This window comes from Enterococcus sp. 3H8_DIV0648, from assembly GCF_002140655.1.
GTDB lineage: Bacteria > Bacillota > Bacilli > Lactobacillales > Enterococcaceae > Enterococcus_A > Enterococcus_A hulanensis.
This window is the reverse complement of the sequence record NZ_NGLG01000002.1, coordinates 127,767-133,961: the sequence shown is the minus strand read 5'-3', so window position 1 is coordinate 133,961 and position 6,195 is coordinate 127,767. Positions and strand designations below refer to the sequence as shown.

The 6,195-nt window shown below is 37.3% G+C and carries 7 protein-coding genes and 1 pseudogene; 6 read left to right on the top strand and 2 right to left on the bottom strand.

Annotated features, from left to right (window positions below):
* The first annotated feature begins 328 nt into the window (after positions 1-328).
* The 6 genes from A5875_RS17140 (at position 329) to A5875_RS17115 (ending at position 3,674) form a co-directional block, all read left to right on the top strand.
* Positions 329-1,045 (top strand): hypothetical protein, encoded by a 717-nt coding sequence (locus tag A5875_RS17140; protein ID WP_088934822.1) that lies wholly within the window; start codon positions 329-331, stop codon positions 1,043-1,045.
* 10 nt (positions 1,046-1,055) lie between these two features.
* Positions 1,056-1,625: a hypothetical protein gene (locus tag A5875_RS17135; protein WP_088934821.1), complete on the top strand. Its 570-nt coding sequence runs from the start codon at positions 1,056-1,058 to the stop codon at positions 1,623-1,625.
* Between the two features lie 330 nt (positions 1,626-1,955).
* Positions 1,956-2,162: a hypothetical protein gene (locus A5875_RS17130; RefSeq protein WP_088934820.1), complete on the top strand. Its 207-nt coding sequence runs from the start codon at positions 1,956-1,958 to the stop codon at positions 2,160-2,162.
* A gap of 117 nt (positions 2,163-2,279) precedes the next feature.
* Complete coding sequence (locus A5875_RS17125) at positions 2,280-2,492, top strand: DUF2922 domain-containing protein (protein WP_088934819.1); 213 nt, start codon at positions 2,280-2,282, stop codon at positions 2,490-2,492.
* Positions 2,493-2,615: 123 nt separating this feature from the next.
* Positions 2,616-3,008 carry a hypothetical protein gene (locus A5875_RS17120; protein WP_088934818.1) on the top strand — a complete coding sequence of 131 codons (393 nt, stop codon included), beginning with the start codon at positions 2,616-2,618 and terminating at the stop codon, positions 3,006-3,008.
* A gap of 36 nt (positions 3,009-3,044) precedes the next feature.
* Entirely contained in the window at positions 3,045-3,674 is a 630-nt protein-coding gene (locus A5875_RS17115) for a DUF2922 domain-containing protein (RefSeq protein WP_088934817.1), read from the top strand.
* A 393-nt stretch (positions 3,675-4,067) separates the two neighbouring features.
* Here the strand turns inward: A5875_RS17115 and A5875_RS17110 are convergent, their stop codons facing one another.
* Together A5875_RS17110 and A5875_RS17105 are read right to left on the bottom strand one after the other, a co-directional pair.
* Positions 4,068-5,339 carry a hypothetical protein gene (locus tag A5875_RS17110; protein ID WP_088934816.1) on the bottom strand — a complete coding sequence of 424 codons (1,272 nt, stop codon included), beginning with the start codon at positions 5,337-5,339 and terminating at the stop codon, positions 4,068-4,070.
* Position 5,340: 1 nt separating this feature from the next.
* A pseudogene (locus tag A5875_RS17105) lies at positions 5,341-6,195 on the bottom strand (RecQ family ATP-dependent DNA helicase); the annotation flags it as partial.

Genomic DNA, 6,195 nt, shown 5'->3' with positions numbered 1-6,195 from the left:
GTTGGTTTTCGCAAAACCAAGATAATTTCGAGTTAAAAATAACTTTTATTTCGCATTGGACATAGTAAAGCATCCCCTCTGCAACAGAGGAGATGCTTTATTTTTCGTTCATTATTTAGAATATATGATTATCTTCTTTTTTAAAAGTAAAACTCAATAAATAACTATTATATTATTGTAATAAACTGAAATCTTCATTCTTTTATAATCTCTTATTTATTTTTTTCTTTTTTGAAAATTAAAAAAATCGAAAATATTAAATTAGAATTTGTTGTATTCTTTATTAAGAAACAAAAGAATATTGTTATTTACCAAGGAGGAGAATGTTATGAAAAAGAACGTTTTTTTAAATAGTCGCATTCGAACAAATGCGTGGGAGGAGTATCTGTATCAAGCAATTCCTTTTGATCCATTGAAGATAGATGAGATTGCATCGATTGTTCCGATACCTGACGAAAAAGGAGTACTGATTTTCTCTGATGGGGTGGTCTATCGAAGTAAATTGAATGGTTTAGATGTATTGAATCAACTTTCTTCAGCTCAATGCTTTTCCGAGTATAAGATCATGTCGGATTGCATCCGATCATTAGGGTGTTTTGGACAGTACAAGTCCCCGTGGGTCTGCCCTTACTTTGTCTTATTTCCGTTAGAATCAGTTTCGCAAACAATGTGGATCAATCCGTTAAGCATTCGCTGTCTACAGTTGGAAAACGATCTCTATAACGCCGAAATGACTGATGGCCCTAATCTGGTTCTTCCACTTCGCCGCGAGGCCTTTTTGAAGCTTGCAGAAACTGCCTGTATTATCCTAGCTGTGCTGCGGCGTGACCTGTTTCAATTTGAGGTCAAAAGTAATAGACCGATGGACTATATCGACGCCTACACTCCCTTTTATAAATACCAAATGGCAACCAGCCCTTCTTTAAAGCGATTCCCAATTAAGGCTGGAGTGTTTAACCGCCATTATGCGAAAGCCTATTTCCTGCATCATTATGATAAATTAGACAGCGATCCTCGTGAGATTGATTGGCGTTCATGGTTATAGGGGGATGCAAATGAAGATAGCTACAAGTAAAAACGTATTAGATAATCATCAATGGTCACAGGCTTGGCTTCATTACTTGGATCGCTCCCACCCCTTTGACCCATATAAAATTAAGGATATTGTCAGTATCGTCCCACTGCCGGACATGGCTGAGGTCCTGATATTTACCGATCGAAAAATCTATCATCATGATAAAAACTCACTGGAAACCTTGATAGAACTAGGAAGTACCCAAGAATTCTATTCATCCAAGAAAAGCCCCTCTTTTCCTTGGGTATCTCTCACTTATACGCTCTTTGCGATTGATAAGAGTGACAATCCGATCTGGATCAATCCACTAATGATTCATCATCTCTACCATATTGATCATTTTTTATGTCTGGAGATGCTGGGCGGCTCCAATGTCTTTTTACCGATTAGAGAAGAACAGCTTCTGTCCCTCGCAGAACAAGCACTAGATCTCTTCCTTTCTCTTCGATTGGTCGATTCGCTGCAATCTGTGGATACTCCGTTTATTCATTCGTTGCTTGAGTATTCTTATTTGAAGCTGAGTTCTCTTGATGAAGCGACCTATTTCTAACTAATATTTACTAATCGTCTGCTTTTTCGCAGACGATTTTTTTGCGTGTATACAACAAGGATTCAAGTTTTCATCTGATTTTCAAAAAAATAGGAGAAAAGTTTTTCTGTCAAGCAGCGATCAGTCCTTTTAGTAGTCATTCACTAGGGAATTTTTTCTTGACGCTTAGCGGAAATCCCATTAAATCAACATTACTGAAACTTGGAACACGATAAAATCAGCGAAATTGACCTTTTTATAATTATTTTGCCAGGAGGTGTTTTTTCCCTTTTGAGATATGCTTACCTCACCGGCCGGAACTACAAACAAAACGAAAATGGAGGAATAAAAATGATTCAAAGTCTTGGAAACAAATTGAAGGTACAGATCAATGCAGCAAATAAGGAGAAGCTGCAAAATATCAATTTTCAAAATGTCGTTGATACACCCGAAGAAAATGCCATCTTAGAATTAGGGGATATCATGACCGCCCTATTACCTGAAGGCAGTGCTTTAGACGGCGTTGTCCTAACCAGTCAAACCCGTTACACAAAATAAACCAGTCACACTCATCCAATCCTATGACCTGATAGTAGGCAGACAAATACCAGAAGGTCACAAGCTTGCTACAGGTCTTTGGTTGGATACTACTATTAAAAAATTGGAGGAAATGAAATGATAAAACTAGTCGCAATCTTTAAAACCAGCGGAGGAAAGAGCCAGACATGGAGCTTACCAAATCCGGATACAAACAAGACCCCCGCACAATTCAAAGGTCTGTTAGAACGAATCGGCCCACTTAAGTTATTCGCTAAGGACGAAGAAGATCTTTACAGCACAGTGGAAACAGCCATGATCGTAGAAACAACCGAAACAATTCTTTTTTAGTCACCAAACACTGAGGGCGGTGATCGCTGCCGCCCTTAGTTTGTACATAGATCCAAGGATCAATTATTTATCACCAGAAGAATTGCGCAAGCTTCTGGAATTATAAAAAAAGGAGAAATTACTATGAACGAACAACCATTTACATCGAAGCAACTATTTAGCCTAAAGAAAAATACTCTTGAAAAACGTATCGATTCTTACTACAGAATCTCTGGCGATACCGACAGCACCGTACAATACCTGATGGCACTTAATATCCGCGAACGCCTTGGAGATGGCGAGTTTCATTTAATCTTACAGGAGCTAGTGCAGCACCTATTTTCTCAACGGAAAGTAACCAAGATCATCAAAAAATTCTTTTTCTATTTCAAACATTATTTCACTTCAAAGGAATGGAAATACTTGAATCTACGCGTCTTCCCTGTTCGCCAATACGCCGAAAAAGCGATCAACGCTGTGCGAAGCCGCTTCTCTATCAATAACTTATTTAGCGCTCAAGAAGCGCAAGTCGAATGATTATAAGAAAAAATAAGAAAGAAAGGACGAAAAAAAATGAAAGCTGTTAAAACCATTAAAACAAAAAAATTAGTATCAACTTTTAATAAAAGCAATGGCAAAAAACAAAATCTAATCATCCAAAACCCAACTGTCGATAAATCTGCAGCAGAAATCCGCGAAGCGTTAGAACTATTAACAACCTTAGACATCTTTGAAGAAGAAGACGGTGTGAAGACATTTGCTGAAGTCGATACCTGCAAATACATCGAAACCACGAAATATATCCAATTTGATCCAAAGAATCCTATCGAAGCTGAAGAAATTCCTGAAACACCAAGCGATGTCCCTATGCCTGTCTCTTGCTTGAGCCCAATCAAACCCATCAACTACGGAAAATTTGTAGACTTAGTCTGTCCGCCTGCTTTGGAGAATTTATCGGAAACTACGATAGTACCGGAAATCCAGACGTCTGAGCAGCACCCTACCCTTGAACCAGATGACTCACCAAAAATCTCAGATAAAACAAATGAACTTCCGATAGAAAATCAGCATCCAATTAAAGAACCAGCAAATTCCGAAGACTCAGCCGTCTCGTCCGCACCACATGAGGAAAGTACTCCAAAGCCCAGACGACGAAGAAGGCGGCTTCTAGATAAATTAAGAAATATCCGGAATTCCACATAAAAAGAACAATCGTGAGAGATTGTTCTTTAGGGGTGTTGTACTATTTTTGATCTCTAATGAGCTATTCCAGCTTCTTGATGTTTGAGTTGGAATACTTGGAGATCATTTCTAAAGTAAAACGAACAATAATATTACTAAAACAGCCATACATTGCGCTCAATCCTAGTCTTCGTCAAAGAATTCTTTTTATAGGTGGAAGGTTTATGTAATTTTATTAAAAATCCGAGTCTCAAACAAAAGTGACTAACTAATAGTTGCGTTTGTCCCATATAATATCTAAATTGTTTTGTTCTTCACCTATATTGTTTTTGAGACAAACTATACTTAGAAAAAGCACCCCAGATAAAATTACTTACCTAAGGTGCTTTAAGCAAAATCATAGTTATAGGATCACTAGCCAAATAATGATATTTGTTCGTCACGAGGCTTCCCTCTTGAATCAGATCGATCATTCTGTAGTTTTTGTTCATTCTTCAATAGCTCTTCGAATTTTTTATTAATCTTTGTATACTTCACATTGGATGGCTCTGCATCTTTTTCAACACCTTTGGATGAGAGGATTTCTTCCATCTCATTAGAAGTCAATGTTTCTTCTTTATACTTTTCAATTACACTCTTTAAATCAGCAATCGTTTTTAGATTTGCTACCTCAACTTTATTATCAAAAACGTAGAAAAATTTCACCGCTTTTTTATCGAGCAATAGTTGAATCGTATTCCTTAGTGTTCCAGAACTGACCTGGATTGCTCCATATCTGTTCTTGGTGATTGGTTTAAAGATTGCCAAACCCCAATCTGCCGCATCTGCCATTGCTCGGTCCTTAACCATTTGCTGTTCTTGAGGTTTCAACGAAGAATCAGTAAAAATTGTTTTCGTTTGCCACTCATTTTCTACCTTCACTCTCGGCATTTTTTTTATGGTAAATATTTCAACAAAGGGGTATCTAGGTGACAGCCTCAAGTAATCAATAATTTCCCTATCCACGCCCTTTTCAGAATCTCCTATCAGTACTTCGATACTTTGTTTTCGAATTAATTCCAATGATTTTTGAACATTTTCGGGAATATCAGCCTGAGAACGAGACCCCGAAATAAAAACTTTTTTTCGTCCCTGCTGCTCTTTAAGCTTTACGGACTCTTCTTTTTTCGTTGCATTGTTTCTATACCTATCGGATAACAATAGAATTCTACCTTTTGTTAATTGATCCGAAATATCAGGAAATCTTAACAACTTATCCATTTTTCTGTCAGCAATAAAAATGATTGGTTTTTCAATATTTTTAAAATCAGTATAGGAAGTAACGATACCGATTCCTTCATCTGATAGCAACTCCTTATTTCCAGTTAAAAAAAGGAGTTCCGGAACATTACTAAATCGATTCATAACGGTAGCAGGGACTGATTGCTGAGAAGGAAAAATAATTTCAATTCCTCTTTGACTCAATTTCTCAAGTTCGAGACCCAATCTCATTCCTTGACCTAACACCTTCATTACTTTCATTTTCAATTCTTCGTCTATAGAAATTGACGCCAGTTGTTCTGAATCAATTAGTTTATCATCATCCAACTTTCGCAATAATCCTCGTTCGTCTGAGGTAAACGAATGCTCAAGCAAATCGCTTTTTAGCATGATCTGCTGTTTTTCTAATGCATTATATTTTTTCATATTAATCGCCGCTTCCTGTTTTCACTAACGCGAACGGATAGACCGCTCTTGCTCCTGCCTCCTTAAGTTTATCAGCAATTACTGTAAAAGACCATCTTGAATCAACCATATCATCAACCAGTAAAATTGTCTTTCCAGAAACTTTTTCTTGATCGACTCTTGTAGATTGCGTAATATTCTCTTGCTGTTTCATACTATTCAACAATTTTTTTTGTTCCTTGGCTATATTTGTTTTTTGAACTGCATCCTCAAATGGAATAGAAAGTGCCTGTGCCAAGCTCTTCGCAAAACCAGGGACTAACTCAGGGCGTCTAAGACTAGGAACTGCCACCACTAAATCTATTTGACTAACCTTAACTTTATACTGAATAAATTCTTTTGACAATGAAACGAGTTCATCTGAAAAATGATTGTCATCATACTTCCCATTCCTCACTTTTTGACCAACTTCTGAATAATAATCATCTGATAGAACCCAGCCTTCTTGCATTCGCCGTTCAATCGGAATTCTACCACCTATTCCCCATTGCTTACGCGGAGTAATTGTACCATGACAGTTTTTTATGAAGGCTTTAGCATTCTCAAGATTGTGAGTGTGAATTTCTAGTGGAACGATATCTCTACTTGTACAATTCGCACAAATACCGCAAGATTCTGCCATATCAGGAGCATCTAACTCATTCGCTAAGAACTTCATAGAACAGCTTCTGATTGTTAAATATTGTTTCAATTGCGCAAACTCCCTACGCCTAACATCATTAAGCTTCTCCTGCTTGTTTCTCTCAGCCACGCTATCAAAAGTCGAACTGGGATTACGTTTATAAAACGAACCATCCTTATACAGATGATCATGAAC

Bases quoted from the DNA above. Each gene is read 5' to 3' on its own strand.
- A5875_RS17125 (WP_088934819.1), top strand. From the start codon at position 2,280: ATGATAAAACTAGTCGCAATCTTTAAAACCAGCGGAGGAAAGAGCCAG.
- A5875_RS17135 (WP_088934821.1), top strand. From the start codon at position 1,056: ATGAAGATAGCTACAAGTAAAAACGTATTAGATAATCATCAATGGTCA.
- A5875_RS17120 (WP_088934818.1), top strand. From the start codon at position 2,616: ATGAACGAACAACCATTTACATCGAAGCAACTATTTAGCCTAAAGAAA.
- A5875_RS17110 (WP_088934816.1), bottom strand. From the start codon at position 5,339: ATGAAAAAATATAATGCATTAGAAAAACAGCAGATCATGCTAAAAAGC.
- A5875_RS17115 (WP_088934817.1), top strand. From the start codon at position 3,045: ATGAAAGCTGTTAAAACCATTAAAACAAAAAAATTAGTATCAACTTTT.
- A5875_RS17130 (WP_088934820.1), top strand. From the start codon at position 1,956: ATGATTCAAAGTCTTGGAAACAAATTGAAGGTACAGATCAATGCAGCA.
- A5875_RS17140 (WP_088934822.1), top strand. From the start codon at position 329: ATGAAAAAGAACGTTTTTTTAAATAGTCGCATTCGAACAAATGCGTGG.